This is a genomic window from Streptomyces sp. NPDC091280 (assembly GCF_044768565.1).
In the GTDB taxonomy this organism is placed as follows: Bacteria; Actinomycetota; Actinomycetes; order Streptomycetales; family Streptomycetaceae; genus Streptomyces.
Genome location: NZ_JBIVUZ010000027.1, coordinates 14982 through 32887 on the forward strand (window position 1 = coordinate 14982; position 17906 = coordinate 32887).

At 69.7% G+C, this 17906-nt stretch carries 16 protein-coding genes, 1 other RNA gene and 1 pseudogene; 5 read left to right on the plus strand and 13 right to left on the minus strand.

All coding sequences use genetic code 11. From position 1 onward, the window contains the following. The first annotated feature begins 699 nt into the window (after positions 1-699). The gene (locus ACIQPR_RS47735; RefSeq protein ID WP_403663639.1) at positions 700-2001 is read left to right on the plus strand and encodes a sensor histidine kinase; all 1302 of its coding nucleotides are present in this window, start codon (positions 700-702) and stop codon (positions 1999-2001) included. Then, entirely contained in the window at positions 1989-2648 is a 660-nt protein-coding gene (locus ACIQPR_RS47740; protein WP_403663641.1) for a response regulator, read from the plus strand. Before ACIQPR_RS47735 ends, ACIQPR_RS47740 begins: the two co-directional genes overlap by 13 nt. Before the next feature lie 12 nt (positions 2649-2660). Here the strand turns inward: ACIQPR_RS47740 and ACIQPR_RS47745 are convergent, their stop codons facing one another. Both ACIQPR_RS47745 and ACIQPR_RS47750 read right to left on the minus strand, forming a co-directional pair. After that, complete coding sequence (locus ACIQPR_RS47745; RefSeq protein ID WP_403663644.1) at positions 2661-3830, minus strand: glycosyltransferase family 4 protein; 1170 nt, start codon at positions 3828-3830, stop codon at positions 2661-2663. A 62-nt stretch (positions 3831-3892) separates the two neighbouring features. Beyond that, the gene (locus ACIQPR_RS47750) at positions 3893-4480 is read right to left on the minus strand and encodes an FkbM family methyltransferase (RefSeq protein WP_403663647.1); all 588 of its coding nucleotides are present in this window, start codon (positions 4478-4480) and stop codon (positions 3893-3895) included. Between the two features lie 535 nt (positions 4481-5015). Between ACIQPR_RS47750 and rnpB the strand changes: the two genes are divergently transcribed. Both rnpB and ACIQPR_RS47760 read left to right on the plus strand, forming a co-directional pair. After that, positions 5016-5418, plus strand: an RNA gene (gene rnpB, locus ACIQPR_RS47755) — RNase P RNA component class A. A 613-nt stretch (positions 5419-6031) separates the two neighbouring features. After that, entirely contained in the window at positions 6032-6166 is a 135-nt protein-coding gene (locus tag ACIQPR_RS47760; RefSeq protein WP_403663649.1) for a hypothetical protein, read from the plus strand. Positions 6167-6241: 75 nt separating this feature from the next. Here ACIQPR_RS47760 and ACIQPR_RS47765 read toward each other — a convergent pair whose 3' ends face one another. The 11 genes and pseudogenes from ACIQPR_RS47765 to ACIQPR_RS47815 form a co-directional block, all read right to left on the minus strand. Next, positions 6242-7261: a dihydrodipicolinate synthase family protein gene (locus ACIQPR_RS47765; protein ID WP_403663652.1), complete on the minus strand. Its 1020-nt coding sequence runs from the start codon at positions 7259-7261 to the stop codon at positions 6242-6244. Positions 7262-7285: 24 nt separating this feature from the next. Continuing rightward, entirely contained in the window at positions 7286-8752 is a 1467-nt protein-coding gene (locus ACIQPR_RS47770; protein ID WP_403663655.1) for an NAD-dependent succinate-semialdehyde dehydrogenase, read from the minus strand. A 32-nt stretch (positions 8753-8784) separates the two neighbouring features. Continuing rightward, positions 8785-9765 (minus strand): ornithine cyclodeaminase family protein, encoded by a 981-nt coding sequence (locus tag ACIQPR_RS47775; RefSeq protein WP_403663658.1) that lies wholly within the window; start codon positions 9763-9765, stop codon positions 8785-8787. Positions 9766-9803: 38 nt separating this feature from the next. Continuing rightward, the gene (locus ACIQPR_RS47780) at positions 9804-10454 is read right to left on the minus strand and encodes a CoA transferase subunit B (RefSeq protein WP_403663661.1); all 651 of its coding nucleotides are present in this window, start codon (positions 10452-10454) and stop codon (positions 9804-9806) included. Continuing rightward, positions 10451-11260 carry a CoA transferase subunit A gene (locus tag ACIQPR_RS47785; protein ID WP_403663664.1) on the minus strand — a complete coding sequence of 270 codons (810 nt, stop codon included), beginning with the start codon at positions 11258-11260 and terminating at the stop codon, positions 10451-10453. Before ACIQPR_RS47785 ends, ACIQPR_RS47780 begins: the two co-directional genes overlap by 4 nt. A gap of 162 nt (positions 11261-11422) precedes the next feature. After that, a complete protein-coding gene (locus tag ACIQPR_RS47790; protein ID WP_403663667.1) occupies positions 11423-12382 on the minus strand; it encodes a fumarylacetoacetate hydrolase family protein in 960 nt (319 codons plus the stop codon). Positions 12383-12491: 109 nt separating this feature from the next. Beyond that, entirely contained in the window at positions 12492-13430 is a 939-nt protein-coding gene (locus ACIQPR_RS47795) for a VOC family protein (protein WP_403663670.1), read from the minus strand. A 107-nt stretch (positions 13431-13537) separates the two neighbouring features. Next, positions 13538-14160 (minus strand): annotated as a pseudogene (locus tag ACIQPR_RS47800) (amidohydrolase family protein); the annotation flags it as partial. Then, entirely contained in the window at positions 14157-15287 is a 1131-nt protein-coding gene (locus tag ACIQPR_RS47805) for an FAD-dependent oxidoreductase (RefSeq protein ID WP_403663673.1), read from the minus strand. The pseudogene ACIQPR_RS47800 and the gene ACIQPR_RS47805, both read right to left, overlap by 4 nt. A gap of 22 nt (positions 15288-15309) precedes the next feature. After that, positions 15310-16272, minus strand: coding sequence for a cyclase family protein (locus ACIQPR_RS47810; protein ID WP_403663676.1), 963 nt, complete (start codon positions 16270-16272; stop codon positions 15310-15312). Next, positions 16269-16613: a fumarylacetoacetate hydrolase family protein gene (locus tag ACIQPR_RS47815; protein ID WP_403663679.1), complete on the minus strand. Its 345-nt coding sequence runs from the start codon at positions 16611-16613 to the stop codon at positions 16269-16271. The genes ACIQPR_RS47810 and ACIQPR_RS47815 overlap by 4 nt, the downstream gene beginning before the upstream one ends. A gap of 133 nt (positions 16614-16746) precedes the next feature. Here ACIQPR_RS47815 and ACIQPR_RS47820 point away from each other — a divergent pair, with 133 nt between their 5' ends. Further along, positions 16747-17664: a LysR family transcriptional regulator gene (locus ACIQPR_RS47820; RefSeq protein WP_403663682.1), complete on the plus strand. Its 918-nt coding sequence runs from the start codon at positions 16747-16749 to the stop codon at positions 17662-17664. Positions 17665-17906 lie beyond the last annotated feature (242 nt).

Here is a 17906-nt window from a genome sequence, read left to right on the forward strand (position 1 = left end):
GGACGGCGCTTCGTCGTACGCCGCGTACGCGGCGGCTTGTGCATCCGTCAGAAACTCGACCGGCACCCCGGACCTCCACAACAGTCAATTGAGCCTCTTCAGCGTTGCCGCTCCAGGGCGAGAATGGGTTTGGCGATTGATGCGATGAAGGGGCGGGGCCTGCCGCTCCCGGCGGGTGCGCAGGATGCTCGGCTCAGGCAGAGAGTCCGAACTCGGGGCGGCCCTCGATGAGTTCACCGTACGACTGTGTGCAGTGGGTGGGAATGGATCTGTACCGGCGCCGCTCGGTCCTGGTGCGGATGGCGGCGGACGGGCAGCGGCTGGGCAAGATGGTCCGCTTCGACAACGATCCGGCCCGGCTCAAGCGGGAGATCGCCCAGGCCGGGCCGCAGCCGATGGAGGAGGCGGCGGATCGTTTCGTGATCCCCCTGCGTATGGATGTCGGATGCCAGAGACATGTCGGCGGTGTCCTCGCGGGAGGTCGGGGAAAGGTAATGCCAGTCCAGCACAGCGTTCCGCGCGGGACAGTGGGCCTGCGGGGAGTCTTGGAGGGAGGGTTTTCCCTACCGCCCGAGCCCACGGCGCGGAGATAGAGTGCTGAGAAGATCGTGAAGTCCCAGGCCCATGGGAGGGATGTAGGTGTCGGACCGATCCGGTCCCTTAGCGGAACCCCACGTTGTAGAGCAGGCCTCTTCCTCGGTGTTCGCCGACGGTACCGGCGTTCCGAACGTGGCGGTCTGGGACGCGGTCAGACAGCGCCCGCTGCGTTTCCTCGCCTCCTGGTGGCCTTGGCGCTGCTGGGCGTACCTGATCAGCGGCACTCTGTTCGGCTTCACGGTTCTGCTCGCCCTCGCCGTCCTGCTCTTCGTCGGTCTCGGTCTCTCCGTCCTCGGCGTGGGTCTGCTGCTTCTGGCGGTAGCCGCCGTCCTGGGCATCCCTGTTGGCGCGGTGGAGAGGCGGCGCCTCAAGTGGATCGATCCGACGCCCCTGCCCGATCCGCACGGCTCCCTGGCGGGGGCCGGCGCGCCGGCGTGGCTGCGTTCGCGGCTGCGGGAACGTGCGACGTGGCGGGAACTGGGCTACGCGGCGGCGCTGGCAACCGTCTGCACCGCAGTCGGCGTCGGATTCGTCGCCCTGCTCGGCCTGTCGCTCCTGCTCACGGCGGTGCCGCTCGTCGTATGGGCCGTAGCCCCGGACCGCGTGATGCTCGGGCCGGGACGGGCGGTCTCGGGCCCGATGGCCGCACTGCCCGCCACGCTCCTCGGGCTGGTTGGGCTGATCGTCTGCGCATACGCGGGAGCGTTGCTCGCCGGCACACAGGTGCGCGCGGCCTGGTTCCTGCTGGCGGCCCGTGACGAGGACCTCCGCAGCCGGGTCGTCGAGCTCACGCGGTCCAGGGCCCGGCTGGTCGACGCCTTCGAGGCCGAACGCCGTCGTATCGAACGCGACCTGCACGACGGCGCACAGCAGCAACTGGTCGCACTGACCATGACATTGGGGCTCGCGGAACTGGAGCTGCGCGGTGACCACACACCGGCGGCCGAACTCGTCTCCCGGGCCCGCGGCGAGGCTCGCCACGCGCTCGACCAGCTGCGCGACCTCGTGCGCGGAATCCATCCGCAGGTTCTGACCGACCACGGCCTGACCGCGGCGGTGGCAGAGGTCGCGCTGCGCAACCCCATGCCGGTCACGGTCGACATCGATCTGCCGCACCGGCTTCCTGCCGCCGTGGAATCGATGGCCTACTTCACTGTCACCGAGGCACTGACCAACGCCGCCAAGCACAGCGGCGCTTCGCAGGTCGCCGTCGTCGGCAGGATCGAGACGGACCGGTTCATCCTGCTGATCACCGACGACGGGCGGGGCGGCGCGGACGCTGCGGCCGGAGCGGGCCTGCGAGGTCTGGCGGACCGGCTCGCGATTCAGAGAGGCAGACTCATCGTGAGCAGTCCCTTGGGCGGCCCGACACAGCTGCGGGTGGAGGTGCCGTGCTCCGCGTAGTGCTGGCAGAGGATGCCGTGCTGCTGCGCGCGGGTCTTGCAGAGATCCTTACCAGAAGCGGCAACCAGGTGGTCGCCGCCGTGGGCGACGCCGACGCACTGGCTCGCGCGGTGGACGAAGACAGACCCGACATCGTCATCACGGACGTGCGCATGCCGCCGGGATTCCACGACGAGGGCCTCAGGGCGGCGTTGGCGCTTCGTACGCGTCACGACCGTCTGCCCGTTCTCGTACTGTCGCAGTACGTGGCCACGGCGTACGCGACGCAGTTGCTCAGCGGTGATGGTGCCGGCGGGCTCGGCTATCTGCTGAAGGACCGGGTCGGCGAGGTCTCGGAGTTCCTGGACGCGCTGGCCCGAGTCGCCGCGGGCCAGACCGTCATCGACCCCGAGGTGATCCGCGTGCTGCTCCAACAGCAGCCGACGAACCGGCCGTTGGCACGGCTGACCCCCCGGGAACGGGAGGTGCTGGCGCTCATGGCGGAAGGACTCAACAACCAGACCATCGCCCAGCGGCTCGTCATCACCGAGGCCTCCGTGGTCAAGCACTCCAGCAACATCTTCATGAAGCTGGACCTGGACCCGACCGAGGGCAACCGCAGAGTGCTCGCGGTCCTCGCACACCTGCGCGAGAACGCCGGGCACTGACCGACATCCGGGTCAGCGCTCGCGGTGTACCTCAACGGGCGCCGCGGTCCGATCGGGCCCCGGTGTGAGCAGAGACGTCAGCCGACGAGCGGAGCCGTCCCAGGACCACTCCTTCTCGACCCACCGTCGCCCGGCTGTCCCCATCGCGGAACGGTCTGGCGACAGCAAGGTCCCAACCACGGCTTCGGCGACGGCCTTCACATCCCGACCGGGCACGACGTGTCCGGTCTCGCCGTCGCGCACCGTGTCGGGCGCGCCCCCGGAATCGCCCACGATGACGGGCAGCCCGCTCGCCTGTGCCTCCAGGAAAACGATGCCGAGTCCTTCCGCCTCCAGGCCCGCCTTGCGCGTGCGGCAGGGCATGGCAAAGACATCGGCTGCCGCGTAGTGGACGGCCGTGCCGACGTGGTCCACGCCGCCCGCGAAGACGACCGCCCCGTCGGCGTAGCGGCGCGCCAGGGCACGCAGCCGCTTCTCCTCCGGCCCCTTGCCGACCAGTACGAGTACCGCGTCGGGGACCGCTCGCCGCACCAGGGGCAGGGCGCGGATGAGGACGTCCTGCCCTTTGCGTGCCACCAGACGGGACACGCAAAGGACGACCTTCCTGTCCTGCGTGCCGAGGCGCCGACGGAGTTCCTGTGCGGCCTGCGTCTGCCCGTCCCCCTGGAACAGCCCGACGTCCACTCCGGGTACGAGGCGGCTGAGTTGTGCCCCGGGTCCCAGGGCCGGCGCGATGCGATTCCGGGTGTAGTCGCCCAGGTAGGTGACGACATCCACCCCGCTGCCTACTCTCCGCAGCACCTGCCGTGCTCCTGGCGTGTACGCCCACCAGATCTCGTGGCCGTGGGTGGTGGCCACGATGCGCCGGGCACCGGCCTGCCGCAGCCTGGGCGCCATGGCCGCGAGCGGCGCCGCGGCGCCGAACCAGACCCGGTCACAGCGGTGCCTTCGCAGGATCTCGACGGTACGCCTGCCGACCCTCGGTGTCGGGAGCAGGGTGTGGCTACGGTCCCGTATCACGGGGAAAGGCAGCGTTGCGTCGAACTCTTCGTCGCCCGGCTCGCTCGACGTGTAGACGACGACGTCATCGTCCGGCACACGGGTGGCCATCGCGTGCACGAACGTCTCGATGCCTCCCTGCCGAGGCGGGAAGTCGTTGGTGATGACCAGAGTGGTTCCCATGTCTGTCGGCACAGCCTTCGTTCGTGGGCGGTCGAGGGAGAAGGAGGAGAAACGGGGGGTGGTCATGGAGCGAAGAGGTAGTTGCGGCAGTCCTCGCTGACGTGCGGCACGTGCTCCCAGCACGTGCCGTGCCAGCGGTGTGGTCGGTAGCCGTAGTCCCGGAGCCGTCGTACGACGTCACGGGAGCGGGCCCCGTACTTGCGCAGATGTCTGTCTTCGACCTCCAGCAACAGCGGGGGCCGGTGCTTCAGCAGGGTCTCCTGGGCGCCTTCGAGCACGCCGAGTTCGGCTCCTTCGACATCCGCCTTCACGAAGCCGACTCTTTCGATCCCTTCACTGCGCACCAGTTCGTCCAGCGTGCGGACCGGTGTTGGAACGGGGCGCGAGATACGGAACTCCGCGTTCGGGCCCGGGCCGGCGGCCCCTTGGGTCAGATAGGCGCGCCCGTGGACCGGGAGCCCTCGCCTACGGGGCAGGCTCAGGGTCCCGTGACCCGCTCGTTCGCCCAGAGCGCTGCGGTGGACGGTCACGTTGTCGCAGCCCAGCATCCGCGAGGCCGCACCGAGCCAGCGAGCCGGCCCGTGCAGCGGTTCGACGCTGTGCACCCGGCCGGACGGGCCGACGAGCGCGGACAAGACCCGGCGTAACATCCGAGTATCGTTCCCATCCGGCATCAGCCCAGGTCAGAGCATGTGCAGCAAAGGGGAATCAGCAGGCCGGGTCGAATCCGGGTCGAATTTCGCCGTGTGAGTGCAGAGCGGTGTTCGCCGCCTGTGGTGCCAATCGGTGAAAATGCTGTGACCAGCGGAAATGCTTCCGGCGGTCGGACACCTCGGACGATACAAAAATATCGTCCGAGGTGTCCGACTTGGTCAAATAGGGATTATCCGGATATTGGTGCGGCTCTGTCGGGGCCTCGCTCGCATCCTCACGCCGTGATCGCAACTCAAGGTTCAGAAGCGTCCGGGAGTGACGCGGCAGCACTCGCCATCTGGCCACCGCAGCCGACACCCCTCGATATCGGGAGCGGCGGGCGCGAGGACCGGTCACGGATGCGTCGCAAGATGCGGTCCGTCTGGGGCGACTTCAACGGGGCCCGCCGTGAGTCGCCGGATCCGATCGTCGGTCGCTGATCGGAGGAACAAGGAGCCGCGCCTGGTCGGCTAACATGGTCGACACGGCAGACGAGCCGGGCGGACGGCCGCGTGGAGTTCCCCAGGGGCTTCCCGAGGAACGTCCGGACTCCACAGGGCAGGGTGATGGCTAACGGCCACCCGGGGTGACCCGCGGGACAGTGCCACAGAAAACAGACCGCCTGGCGCTCAGGCGCTGGGTAAGGGTGAAACGGTGGTGTAAGAGACCACCAGTGCCCAGGGTGACCTGGGCAGCTAGGTAAACCCCACCCGGAGCAAGGTCAAAAGGAGCGCGGTAACACGCACTCTGCGCGGACGATTGAGGGCTGCCCGCCCAAGTCCGCGGGTAGACCGCACGAGGCCGACGGCAACGCCGGTCCTAGATGGATGGCCGTCTCCCCGGCTGCCGTGAGGCGACCGGGTGACAGAATCCGGCGTACAGCCTGACTCGTCTGCCCTCTGCATGTCCGCAGGTCAGAGGCGGAGGGCTCCGACTCGCCCCAAGTGCGGCCCTTCGCACTGAAGGCTCAGTTGACGGCGGAGGGCTGCACTCGGATCACGCTCCAGTCGACTTCCGGGGCCTGCACTGCTGCCCGCCCGCACGGCCCAGCAGTTCCCGTGCGATCTCCCCGACGGCCCACGTGGGTGTGTTCGCGGCCAGGACGCGGCCCTCTCTGGTGATCACCGGTACTTCACCGCTCAGGTGCTTGAGCGAGGGGACGACGACCTGCTCGAAGGCGGCCTCCCGGGAGTCGGCCCCCGCGAGGGGTGAAGGAGTAGTCGACGCGCCGTGAGATTGCGGGCACGGTGTCGCGGTGGACCAGGTCGTCGCGCTCCGGGGTCTTGCCCGCCTGATCGGCCCCCGGCCAGCCCCATCGCCGAGTTGATCACAGCCGCGCTCAAGGGCTGCCGTGGGCGTCCCAACCCTCGCCTGTCATGACGGTGTGGCAGCACATCCATGACGGGCGGGGGTGCCCGGTGCGGGCGTCGTGCAGGCCTGGGGGCGCCGGCCGACTGGCGCCGCAGACGCCGGCATGCTCCGGGCCGGTCCGGAGTTGCCGTGCGGTGATGGACGAGATGAGACTGCTCGGCCCCGATGGCCTTGCCGGTCGGCGTGCAGCGGGTTCCTCGGCGCTGCGTGAACTGGCCGAAGGCTTCGTGCGGGACTGGCAGAGCCGCGAGCGACTTCGACTCGACAAGTGACCATGGTGCCGGGGTGGCGGACCCGTGACGGGCAGGAAGCGTGACTCGTCGTCCGCCGTCGGGTCCGCCGGTGCCTCAGGCCGGGTTGCGGCCGATGAAGAACTCGCGGAACGAGTCCATGCTCGGTTCGAGGCCGGCGTCGATGAGGCCCTTGCGCAGGGCGTTCATCTGGGCGTCGTGGATGCGCTGGGTGGGCATGCGGAGGGGGCCGCCGTTGTAGCCCTGGAGCCAGCCCTGGAACTTCCACGCCTGCCGGTTGATGAACGCACCCCCGTGCAGGGCCGCGGCGAGCCCCGACTTGATCTTGCGGGCGGGGTGCAGCTGCCAGTAGATGTCGGCGGCTTCGTCGTACTTGCCCTCGCGCAGCAGCTGGAAGACGCGAGGGATCATCGGGCCGTAGTACTCGTGGTCGCTGGTCGCGGAGAACCGGAGGGGCATGATCTGCGACAGCGGGATCAGTTCGCCCTCGATGGGCATCGAGATCACGACCTCGTCGCCGAAGTGGCGGTGGCACTCGATGACGCTCTGGATGCTCGGGAAGCCGCCCTCGGCCTTGATCGCGACGATGTTGGGGCAGTCGTCGATCAGGCGCCGGATCAGGCGCAGAGGGATGTCCGAGGGGTGGATGCGCGGGCTGAAGCCCCACAGGTACATCGGGAAGAGCATCACTCCGAGGTTCGTCGCGTCGCAGACGGCCTTGGTGTAGTCGTAGATCTCCTGCTCGGACTCGGGGTAGAAGTTCGGTGGGTAGGACAGCAGCACCAGCTCGGCGCCCGCCTCCTCCGCGCCCTTCACGGCCTCGATGTTCTGCTCCAGGTCGTTCCAGCTGGCGTGGTGGACGAGGAGGAACCGGCCGCCGGCCTCGTCCTTGATGATGCGCAGGAAGTCGAGGTACTCGGGGAGCTGGATGGAGACTTCCGAGACGCCGAGGGTGCCCATGAAACCGTGCTCGATGGCGAGCCGGGTGTCGTGGCGGATCGCCTTCTCGTTGATGTTCTTCAGATCGCTGGTGAAGGACGGGATGGTGCAGTTGACGACGCCGACGAGGTTCTCGCGCGCCCATTCACGGGCTTCGGCGCGGGTGTAGCGGGCCATGGTGGAGTGCTCCTTGCTTCGTGATCAGAGGTGGGGGGTCTTCGCGCCTTCCCAGGCGAGGTACTTGAGCACCAGGAACTCGTCGAGGCCGTAGACCGAGCCCTCGCGGCCGACGCCCGACTGCTTGACGCCGCCGAAGGGGGCGATCTCGTTGGAGATCAGGCCGGTGTTGATGCCCACCATGCCGGCCTCAAGGGCGGCGCCGACCCGCCAGATACGCTCGGCGTCCTTGGCGAACAGGTAGGCGGCGAGGCCGAATTCGGTGTCGTTGGCCATGCGGATCGCGTCGCTCTCGTCGGTGAACCGCACCAGCGGGGTCACCGGGCCGAAGGTCTCCTCACGGGTGACGGCCATCTCGGCGGTGACGCCGGTCAGGACGGTCGGCTCGTAGAAGAGATCGCCGCGCGGGTGGCGCTTGCCGCCGTGCAGGACGACGGCCCCGTGGGCGACCGCGTCGGCGACGTGGGACTCGACCTTCGCCACCGCGTCCTCGCCGATCAGCGGGCCCTGCTGGACGCCCTCGTCGAAGCCGTCGCCGACGACGAGGGCGCCGACCCGCTCGGTGAGCTTCTTGGCGAACGCGTCGTAGATGCCGTCCTGTACGTAGACGCGGTTGGCGCTGATGCACGCCTGTCCGGTGTTGCGGTACTTGGTGGAGATCAGGCCCTCGACCGCCTCGTCGAGGTCGGCGTCGTCGAAGACGAGGAGGGGCGCGTTGCCGCCGAGCTCCATGGAGGTCTTCTTCACGGTTGCCGCCGACTGGGCGAGCAGGAGTCGGCCGACCTTGGTGGAGCCGGTGAAGGTGATCTTGCGGACGAGCGGGTTGCCCGTCAGTTCGGGGCCGATCTCGCGTGGGTCGCCGGTGACCACGTTGAACACGCCCGCCGGGATGCCCGCCCGGTCGGCGAGTTCGGCGAGCGCCAGGGCGGTCAGCGGGGTCTGCTCGGCGGGCTTGAGGACCATCGTGCAGCCGGCGGCGAGCGCGGGACCCGCCTTGCGGGTGATCATCGCGGCGGGGAAGTTCCAGGGGGTGATCGCCGCGCACACGCCGACGGGCTCCTTGAGGACGACGATCCGCCGCGAGGCCTCGGGCGCCTCCATGACGTCGCCGCGGATGCGCTTGGCCTCCTCGGCGAACCACTCCAGGAACGAGGCGGCGTAGGCGACTTCGCCGAGGGCTTCGGTGTACGGCTTGCCCTCCTCCAGGACGATCAGCCGGGCCAGGTCCTGCGCGTGCTCGGTGACCAGGTCGAACCAGCGCCGCAGGAGTCGGGAGCGCTCCTTGGCCGGGTGTGCCCGCCAGGCCGGCAGCGCGCGGTGCGCCGCGTCGATCGCTGCGGCGGCCTGCGCCCGGTCGAGGAGCGGCACTTCTGCCAGCAGGTCGCCGGTGGACGGGTTGTGCACGGGGAAGGTGCCGGCGGCGGTGATCCAGGTGCCGTCGAGATACGCGGCGGTCTTCAGCAGGGACGGGTCGTCGAGTTCTCTGCTCACGGGGCTGCTCGCGGGATTACTCACGGGGCCGCTCACTTCGAGACCGGGGAGATGGTGACGGGCAGCTTGGTGCCCATAGACAGTTCGGCGGCCCGCCGGACACACATCGCCGCGACGGCGAGGTCCTGCGCGGCCGAGCCGACGGACTTGTAGATCACGACGGCGTCCGGGGTGTTCGCCGGCCGGCCGGTCGCGCGACCGGAGACGACGTCGGCGAGGGAGACCACCTTTCCGGCGAAGTCGACGCCCGCCTCCTTGGCGGCGATCAGGTCTCCCGTGTCATGAGCGACCTCCGCGACCATGTCGGCGACGATCACCTGGGCGCGGGCGATCACGTCGGTGGCCAGTTCGCGCTGCTCGGGCAGGGTGGACCCGATCGACACGATGGTCGCCCCGGCCGGTGCCTCCCGCAGTGTCGGCTGCTCGTCCCGGGAGCGGGCCGCGCAGATCACCAGGTCCGCACCGGCGACGGCCCCCTCGGGGCTCTCCGCGGTGGCGAGCGGCAGCCCCAGCTCGGCGAGCTCCTGGGTGAACCGGATGCGGCTGGCCGGGTTGGGGCTGAACACGGTGACGGATGACAGGGTGCGTATCGCGGCCAGGGCCCGGACGTGGTGCTGCGCCTCGAAGCCGGACCCGATCACCGCGACGCGCAGCGGTCCGGCGGGGGCCAGCAGGTCGGCGGCGAGCGCCGAGGTGGCGGCGGTACGGAAACCGGTGATGGAGTGGCCGTCCAGGAGTGCTGTCAGCTCCACGCTCTCCTGGTCGAACAGCGGGATCAGATACGAGGCGCGCCGGTGCCGGAGCGAGGCAGCGATCAGCTTGGCACCCATGGAGCTGCCGTCGCCGGGCACGCCGCTGAGGGTGCGCAGCCAGAGGCCGTCCCCACGGGCCATCGAGCGCGGGGGGAAGCGGCTGTCGTCGGGCGGTGCGGCGTAGGCGCTGCGGAGGGCGGCGATGGCGTCGGCCCAGTCGAAGGCGGCTCTGACGTCGGCGTCGGTGAGAAAGATGGTCATCAGGGCTCCCTGAGCCAGAGGAAAGCGGACAGGAATGTTCAGCAGCCGACGTGTGCGGACTCCAACAGGAGCGGTGCGCCGGTGCGAGCGGTGAGGTCCTGCACGGTGACGCCGGGGGCGGTCTCCACCAGGGCGAGGCCGTCATCCGTGACATCGAGGACGCCGAGGTCGGTGATGACGCGGTGGACGCACCGCTCGCCGGTCAGGGGAAGGGCGCACTCCTTGACGATCTTGGGGGTGCCGTCCTTGGCGGTGTGTTCCATCAGGACGATGACGCGGCGGGCGCCGTGGACGAGGTCCATGGCGCCGCCCATGCCCTTGACCATCTTGCCGGGGATCATCCAGTTGGCCAGGTCGCCCCGTTCGGAGACCTGCATGGCCCCGAGGACGGCGGTGTCGATGTGGCCGCCGCGGATCATGCCGAAGGAGAGCGCCGAGTCGAAGAAAGAGGCCCCGGGGAGGACGGTGACGGTCTCCTTGCCGGCGTTGATCAGGTCCGGGTCGACCTCGTCCTCGGTGGGGTAGGGGCCGGTGCCCAGGATGCCGTTCTCCGAGTGCAGAACCACCTGGACGCCGGGCGGAAGGTGGCGGGGTATCAGGGTGGGCAGGCCGATACCGAGGTTGACGTAGGAGCCGTCGGTGAGTTCGGCGGCGGCGCGGGCGGCCATCTGGTCGCGGGTCCAGCTCATGAGCGTACGGTCCCTCGTGTCGAAGACGCGGAAATCACAAGGTGTTCGATTTCCTTCTCGGTGGCCTGGGCGGAGGTGAGTTCGACGACGCGTTGCACGAACACGCCCGGCAGGTGGATCTCGTCGGGGCTCAGCTCGCCCGGCTCGGCGAGTTCCTCGACCTCGGCGACGCTGATGCGCCCGGCCATGGCGGCCAGTGGATTGAAGTTGGCGGCGGCCTTGCGGAAGACCAGGTTGCCGTGCCGGTCGCCCTTCCACGCCCTTACGAGGGCGAAGTCGGTGGTGATGCCGTGCTCCAGCACGTGCGGGCGGCCCGCGAAGTCGCGGATCTCCTTCGGCGGGGAGGCCACAGCGACCGAACCTCCCCCAGCCTTCGGCCGGGAGGTGCCCCCAGGGGCGTAGCGCCAGGGCAGTGCGCCGTTGGCGACCTGGGTGCCCACGCCGGCCGGGGTGTAGAAGGCGGGGATACCCGCGCCCCCTGCGCGCAGCCGCTCGGCGAGCGTGCCCTGGGGGACGAGCTCGACCTCCAGTTCCCCGGACAGGTACTGACGGGCGAACTCCTTGTTCTCGCCGACGTAGGAGCCGGTCACCCGGGCGATGCGGCCCGCTTCCAGGAGAACACCGAGGCCGCGGCCGTCGACCCCGCAGTTGTTGGAGACGACCCGCAGACCTCCGGCACCCTGTTCGTGCAGGGCACGGACGAGGATCTCGGGTACGCCGCTGAGGCCGAAGCCGCCGACGGCCAGCGACGCGCCGTCGGGGATGTCGGCGACTGCCTCAGCGGCACTCGCCCGGACCTTGTTCACGAGCTGCTTTTCCTTTCAGGTGGTGGTGATGGGCAGGACGGTGGACGACGAGGTTGGCGCCGGTGATGTAGGGCGGATTCGGCGGAGGTGCGGAGGACGGCCGCGTTGACGACGTCGTTCGGCACGCCGACGCGGCCGAGGGGGATAATGGGTGGAGGTCGGTCATGGCCGCTCCCGCGAGCGGCGTCGGGCGGCCGGGACCGGCACCGGATCGGCGCCCGCCACCACGGTGTTGGACACCGAGCCGATGCCTTCAACGGTGAGAGTGACCGTGTCGCCGGGCTTGAGCGGTGGCGGGTCCTGCCTGCCGCGTACGCCCCACAGTTCGGCGAGGCAGCCGCCGTTGCCGCAGGTCCCCGAGCCGAGGACGTCACCGGGGCGGACGACGGTGCCGCGCGAGGCGTAGGCGACCATCTCCTCGAAGGTCCAGCTCATGTTGGACAGCAGGTCCTTGCCAACCACTTCGCCGTTGACCGCGGCGGTGAGAGCGAGCCGCAGGAAGCCGTCGGCGTCGCGGTACTTCTCCAGTTCGTCGGCGGTGACGAGGTAGGGGCCGAGGGTGGTGGCGGTGTCCTTGCCCTTGCAGGGGCCGAGGCCGACCTTCATCTCGGCGGACTGCAGGTCGCGGGCGGACCAGTCGTTGAAGACCGTGTAGCCGATGATGTGGTCGCGGGCCTGTTCGGGGGTGAGGTCGCGGCCTTCCTTGCCGATCACGGCGGCGACTTCGAGTTCGAAGTCGAGCACGCTCGACCCTGGCGGCAGGGGGACGTCGTCGTCCGGGCCGATGACCGCGTAGGGGTTGGTGAAGTAGAAGGTCGGCGCGTCGTACCAGGCGTCCGGCACCCCGGTCGCCCCATCGACGGAGCGCCGTACGCCCTCGACGTGCTCCTCGAAGGTGACGAAGTCCCGCACAGTGGGCAGCTGGAGCGGCGGCAGCAGCCGTACCTCGGAGATGTGAGGGCCGGCCTGGGCGTCGAGGGCGTCTGTACCTGCCTCGGACAGGCCGCCGGACGCGATCAGATCGGTGAGCGTGCGCTCGCCGGGGACCGGGTGGAGACGGCCGTCCTGGCCGACGACGGCGACACGGCGCTGGTGTTGGTGTTCGTATGCGGCGAAGCGCATGTGCGGCTCCAGGCTTCGGGACTACCAGGGCTTCGGGTGGTGGGCCGGGGGCGCGGCATGGAGCGTCAGGGCAGTTGACAGGGCCACCGCGCCCCCGGAGCTCAGGTGATCAGACGGGCGGGGCCACGAAACATCCGCGGTCGGGGTCGTTGAAGGACTCCTTGGCGACGAGTTCGTTCATCGGGTTGGCCGTGCCCCACTGGTCGGCGACGTCGGGCTGGGAGAAGTCGTAGACGTGCGGGTGCCAGGTGTCCTCGTCCACGTTCTCCAGCTCCGTCGTGTACTCGACGGTGTTGCCGTGCGGGTCCAGGAAGTACGTGAACGTGTTGTCGCCCGCCGTGTGCCGCCCGGGGCCCCAGAGCTTCTTGAAGCCGGCGCGGACTACCCGGCCGGAGCCGCGCATGTACTCGTCGATGCCGCGCATCTCGAAGGAGACGTGGTGCAGGGCGGTGTGCGGGCCCTTGGCGATGGCCATGGAGTGGTGCTGGTTGCTGATCCGCATGAAGTGCATGACCTCGCCCATGTGCGGGGAGCTGAGCGTGTCGGTGAGGCGGAAGCCGAGGTGGGTCTCGTACCACCCCCGGGTCTTTTTCAGGTCCGGCGAGTTGAGGACGACGTGGGAGAGCTTGACCGGGATCGACTCCTTCTCCTCGATCCTGCGGTGCTGTCGTACCTCGACGTCCGCGGAGACCTCGATGGTGCGCCCGTCGACGTCGAAGAAGCGGAAGCCGTAACCGCCGCCGGGGGTGTCCACCTTGCCCGGCTGGGAGATCAGCTGCACGCCGGCGGCCAGGAGCTGCTCGGCGAGGGTGTCCACGTCCTGCGGTGAAGCGGCGCCGTACGAGATCAGGTCGAGGCGCTTCTCGTCGGCCTTGCGCAGCCGTACGACGTACTGCTCGGGGGAGCCCTCGGCGGCGAGGAAGGAGATGCCGGAGTCCTCGGCGACCTTGGTCAGGCCCCAGACGCCGGCGTAGAAGTCGAGTTGCTTGTCGTAGTCGGGCACGGCGAGGTCGACGTGCCGCAGGTGGGTGAGCAGACGGTTACTCATGAGGGCTTCCTCCTGTGTGGGGTCAGGTCAGGCGCGGCAGCGCGGCCGCGTTGCCGCCGTGCAGGGAGTCGGAGTCGGGCAGGCGGGCGGCGCGCAGCGCGCCGTGGGATGTGAGAGGCGACGGCGTTCTCGGTGGGCCGGCCGACGGTGTTGGACAGGTACCACTGGTCGAGACGCTCGTCGAGCGTGCAGCCGAAGGGGTGCGGGAAGACGAGCGTGCCCGTGGCCTCCGCTCGTGACCAGAAGGGTTCGTACACCGGATCCGACAGTTCGCGTCCCGGCGCGGGCTGGAGATCTCCACGCCCAACAGGTCATGGGCCAAGGCGTGTTCACGTGCGTCGACAGCCGGCTGAGGGTGCTGCAGCGGTACATGTCCGAGCCCGCGGAGCCGCTCGGGTGCGGTGGCACAGTGGGCGGCCGTGGCCTTGCCCGCGCGGCGGTAGACCTTTTCGGCCGTTTCCTCGTCCGCCCAGTAGTGGTGGTGCGACGGCGAGGGGCTGACCAGCTGCACGTCCACGCCCTGCGCGTCCATCGCGGCCAGTCGTACGGACACGTCGGTCAGCCGCGACATGCGCTCGCGCACCATCGTGCCGCTGACGGCCAGGGCGTCCGGTCCATGACGGCGGGACCCGACCTCCTGTGCCGCCGCGAGCCCGGGCAGGCCAGCGACGAGGGCCTGCACCTCGGGCAACAGGACGTGCGCGTGCACCACTACGGTGGGCTGCGTCACGGGAGCGCCTTGAGGAAGGTCATGGACCGGCCGATCAGACCGAACGCGTCGGCGTCGCGCGCGCCGTCCAGTTGCCACTGCCCGAGGTGCACGGACGCGTCGACGACGGTCCGCACTCGGGGGATGCGGCGTTCGTAGTAGGTCTGGAACAGCTCGTCGTCCCAGTCCTGTCCGCTCGTGAGCAGTTCGGCGAGGACGAGGGCGTCCTCCAGCGACATGGCCGCCCCCTGCGCGAGGGTGGGCGGGCAGCAGTGGACGGCGTCACCGATCAGGACGATCCGGCCGCGGTGCCAGGAGCCTTCGACCAGCAACCGGTGGTACCAAGTGTAGTTGATCTTCGCCGGGTCGGTGATGTGTTTGGCGATCTCGGGCCAGACACCGCCGTACTGGTCGGCGAGGCGGCGCATCTCGTCCGCGTACGACTCCGGTGGGATCGCGTCACGGCCGCGGCAGGCCTCGACGACGTAGGCGTAGAGGGTGCTCTCGCTGGTCGGGCAGTACCCCGCGGTGTACGCGGGGCCGCCGAACGTCAGGTCGGTGCGGGTGACGCCTTCGGGGCGCGGGGCGGGGATGCGCCAGATCGCCTGGCCGGTGGGTTCGGGCCTGTCGGTGATGCCGATGGCCGCGCGGGTGGCCGAGTTGAGGCCCTCGGCTCCGATCACCAGGTCGTAGCGGCCCTCGGTGCCGTCACTGAAGCGCACCGAGACGCCCTCCGCGTCCTGGTCCAGGATCTCGGCGGTGGTGCCCAGGCGGACGGTGGTGCCAGAGGCGCGGACCGCGTCGATGAGGATCTGCTGGAGCCGGGGGCGCTGCATGCCGACGGTGGCGGGCAGGTCCTCCCCGCCGGTCTTGATGTCCTCGACGACGTGCAGGAGGGTGCCGTCCGGGTCGGTGATGCCCAGCGAGCCGAAGGCGAAGCCGGAGGCCTTCACCTGCTCCCAGACACCGAGCTCACGCAGGACGCGCAGGGCGTTGCCCTGGACGGTGATGCCGGACCCAGTGGTGGCGTTCCAGTCGGGCCTGGCCTCGACGAGGTCGACGGTGAGGCCGGCGCGGCGCAGCAGGATCGTCACCGCGTTGCCGGCGGAGCCGCCGCCGATGACGAGGACTCTGCGGGCTGTGGTCATGGGAACTCCCTTGTCCCGTGGGTTATTTGACGGCGATGGGGTTCACCGGTGAGCCGACTGCTCCGGTGATGGGCAGGGGTGCCGCGGTGAGCCAGAATTCGTACACGCCGTCCGCCGCGCAGTCCTCGGCGAGCGCCTCCAGGTCCCACATCTCGCCGATCAGCAGTCCCATGTTGGGGATGACGACCTGGTGCAGCGGCTGGAAAGCGTTCTCGAACTCGTTGGGCCGGACCTCGAAACCCCAGGTGTCGGTGGCGATCGCGGCGATCTCGGTACGGTGCAGCCAGCCGGCGGTGGTGAAGGACAGGCCCGGCGCCGGGCCGCCGGCGTAGTCGCCCCAGCCGTCGCGCAGGGCGCGGGTGAAGTGCCCGGTGCGGACGACGACGATGTCCCCGCGACCGACGGTCACCCCGTGGGCCTGAGCGGTCGCGGCCAGGTGCTCCTCGGTGATCGCGAAGCCGTCGGCCAGTTCGCCGCCGGTGCCGATCACGCGGCCGACGTCGAGCAGCACCCCGCGCCCGGCGACGTAAGTCGCCATGTGCTCGATGCCGGTCACGAGGTCGCCGCCTGAGGTGACGACCTTCTCAGCCGGGCGGCCGTTCCAGGCCTTGCCGTGGTCGAAGATGTGCCCCAGGCCGTCCCACTGGGTGGAGCACTGCAGCGGCATCGCGATCACGTCGTCGGCGCCGCCGATGCCGTGCGGGAAGCCTTGGCTGCCGAGGGCGGCGTCGGCGCCGGTGTCGAGCATGGTGTGTACGGGGTTGGTGCGTCGTCGCCAGCCCTTCTGGGGGCCGTTCATGTCGAACTGCTGCGAGAGGGAGAAGCTGGCCCCGCGCCGGACGAGGACCGCGCCCTCGCGCCGCTTGGCCTCGTCGAGGAAGTTGAGGGTCCCGAGCACGTCGTCCTCGCCCCAACGGCCCCAGTTGGAGTACTTCTTGGCGGCCTCGGCGATCGCGCCCTCGGGGTCGTGACGCTTCAGAGTCATGCCTTCTCCTCCACACAACGCGTGCGCTGCACGCCGAGGCCGGTGATCGAGCCCTCCATGACGTCGCTGTCGCGCAGCAGCCGTCCCCAGTGCATGCCGTTGCCGGCCGGGGACCCGGTCAGCACCAGGTCGCCAGGCAGGAGGTGGGAGGTCTGGGAGATGTACGACAAGCTCTCCAGGAGCGTGCGGATCGTCAGTACCTCATCACTGAGGGCGGTGGGCAGGCCGAGAGCGCGGCCGTCCGGCGTGACGACAGCGGGAAACGGGACCCCGTCAGGGGCGGAGAGGGTGCCGAGAGCGAAGGGGCCGGTGAAAGGGACGGACGTGGCTGCGGGTTTCACGAACGTGTCCTCCTGATTGCGATGGGTCTAATCTGGCCGCACCTCGCCCGATCTGAGAAATTGATTCTGTGGATCTGATCATCCGTCCCACTGATGGCGACGGAGTCGCCGCCCTCGCCTGCTGGAGCGCGCCGTGAACCTGGCAAGCCTTGATCTCAACCTGGTCGTCGCCTTGCGCGCCCTTCTGGAGGAGCGCAACGTCACCCGGGCCGGTCGTCGCATCGGCCTGAGTCAGCCCGCGATGAGCGCCGCCCTGGCCAAGCTGCGCCGCCAGTTCGACGACGACCTGCTCGCCCGCGTCGGCGGCCACTACGAGCTGACGGCCCTGGGCCAGGTCCTCCTCGACCGCACGACCGCGGCCTGCGGCCTGCTGGAACGCCTCTTCACCAGCCAGGCCGACTTCGATCCGGCCGCGGAGTCACGAGAATTCACACTCGCCACCACCGACTACGCGGTGACGGTCTTCGGAGCCGAACTCGCCCGGGCCTTCGACCATGAGGCCCCGGGCATCCGCGTGCGCTTCACGCAGATCCCCGCTGGCATCGTCGAGGAGACGGGCGCGCTGCTGAGCACCGTGGACGGCGTGATCATGCCGCACGGCATCATCAGCGGTTTCCCCGCCACCGAGCTCTTCCAGGACCACTGGGTGTTCCTCGTCGCCGTTGACAACCCCGAGGTGGGCGATCACCTCACCCATGACGACGTGGCGCGACTGCCGTGGGTGACGTACCTGCGCGCCTACGACTCCCCGGCGGTCCGCCAGCTCGGCATGCTCGGCATCGAACCAAGGGTGGACGTCTCCGTCGACAGCTTCTCGGCGCTGCCTTTCCTGGTCGCAGGCACCCGCCGCATCGCCCTCATCCCGGCACTCCTTGCCGAACGTCTCCGCGGTACCGCACCAGTACGGATCATGGAACCCCCCTATGAGTCCGTACCGCTGCGGGAGGCGCTGTGGTGGCACCCCGTCCACACCCGCGACGCCGCACACATCTGGCTGCGGGAGACCGCGGCGCGCGTGGCGTCGGCCGGGAAATGGCAGACCATCCGCTGAGCGGATGAGGGGATCCGGGGGTTCGATGGCGCGAAGGCTAGGCGACCGCAGCCGTCTGGCTCATAGTCGGGGCAGTTCCTGACGCGCGCTGTCCCGGGCGCGCTCCCTCCGGTGCATCGGCGCCGCGGGGGGGGGGGCCCCCCCCCCCCCCGGCGGCCCCCCACCCCCCCCCCCCCCCGGGGGGTCGGGGGGGGCACACCCCGTTACCAGCCCCCCCCCCCCCACCACAAACCCCCCCCCCC

Excerpts from the sequence above, each read along its gene's own strand:
- ACIQPR_RS47745 (WP_403663644.1), bottom strand. The coding sequence starts at position 3,830 with ATGGGAACCACTCTGGTCATCACCAACGACTTCCCGCCTCGGCAGGGA.
- ACIQPR_RS47750 (WP_403663647.1), bottom strand. The coding sequence starts at position 4,480 with ATGTTACGCCGGGTCTTGTCCGCGCTCGTCGGCCCGTCCGGCCGGGTG.
- ACIQPR_RS47760 (WP_403663649.1), top strand. The coding sequence starts at position 6,032 with ATGGACGAGATGAGACTGCTCGGCCCCGATGGCCTTGCCGGTCGGCGT.
- ACIQPR_RS47765 (WP_403663652.1), bottom strand. The coding sequence starts at position 7,261 with ATGGCCCGCTACACCCGCGCCGAAGCCCGTGAATGGGCGCGCGAGAAC.
- ACIQPR_RS47775 (WP_403663658.1), bottom strand. The coding sequence starts at position 9,765 with ATGACCATCTTTCTCACCGACGCCGACGTCAGAGCCGCCTTCGACTGG.
- ACIQPR_RS47780 (WP_403663661.1), bottom strand. The coding sequence starts at position 10,454 with ATGAGCTGGACCCGCGACCAGATGGCCGCCCGCGCCGCCGCCGAACTC.
- ACIQPR_RS47790 (WP_403663667.1), bottom strand. The coding sequence starts at position 12,382 with ATGCGCTTCGCCGCATACGAACACCAACACCAGCGCCGTGTCGCCGTC.
- ACIQPR_RS47795 (WP_403663670.1), bottom strand. The coding sequence starts at position 13,430 with ATGAGTAACCGTCTGCTCACCCACCTGCGGCACGTCGACCTCGCCGTG.
- ACIQPR_RS47805 (WP_403663673.1), bottom strand. The coding sequence starts at position 15,287 with ATGACCACAGCCCGCAGAGTCCTCGTCATCGGCGGCGGCTCCGCCGGC.
- ACIQPR_RS47810 (WP_403663676.1), bottom strand. The coding sequence starts at position 16,272 with ATGACTCTGAAGCGTCACGACCCCGAGGGCGCGATCGCCGAGGCCGCC.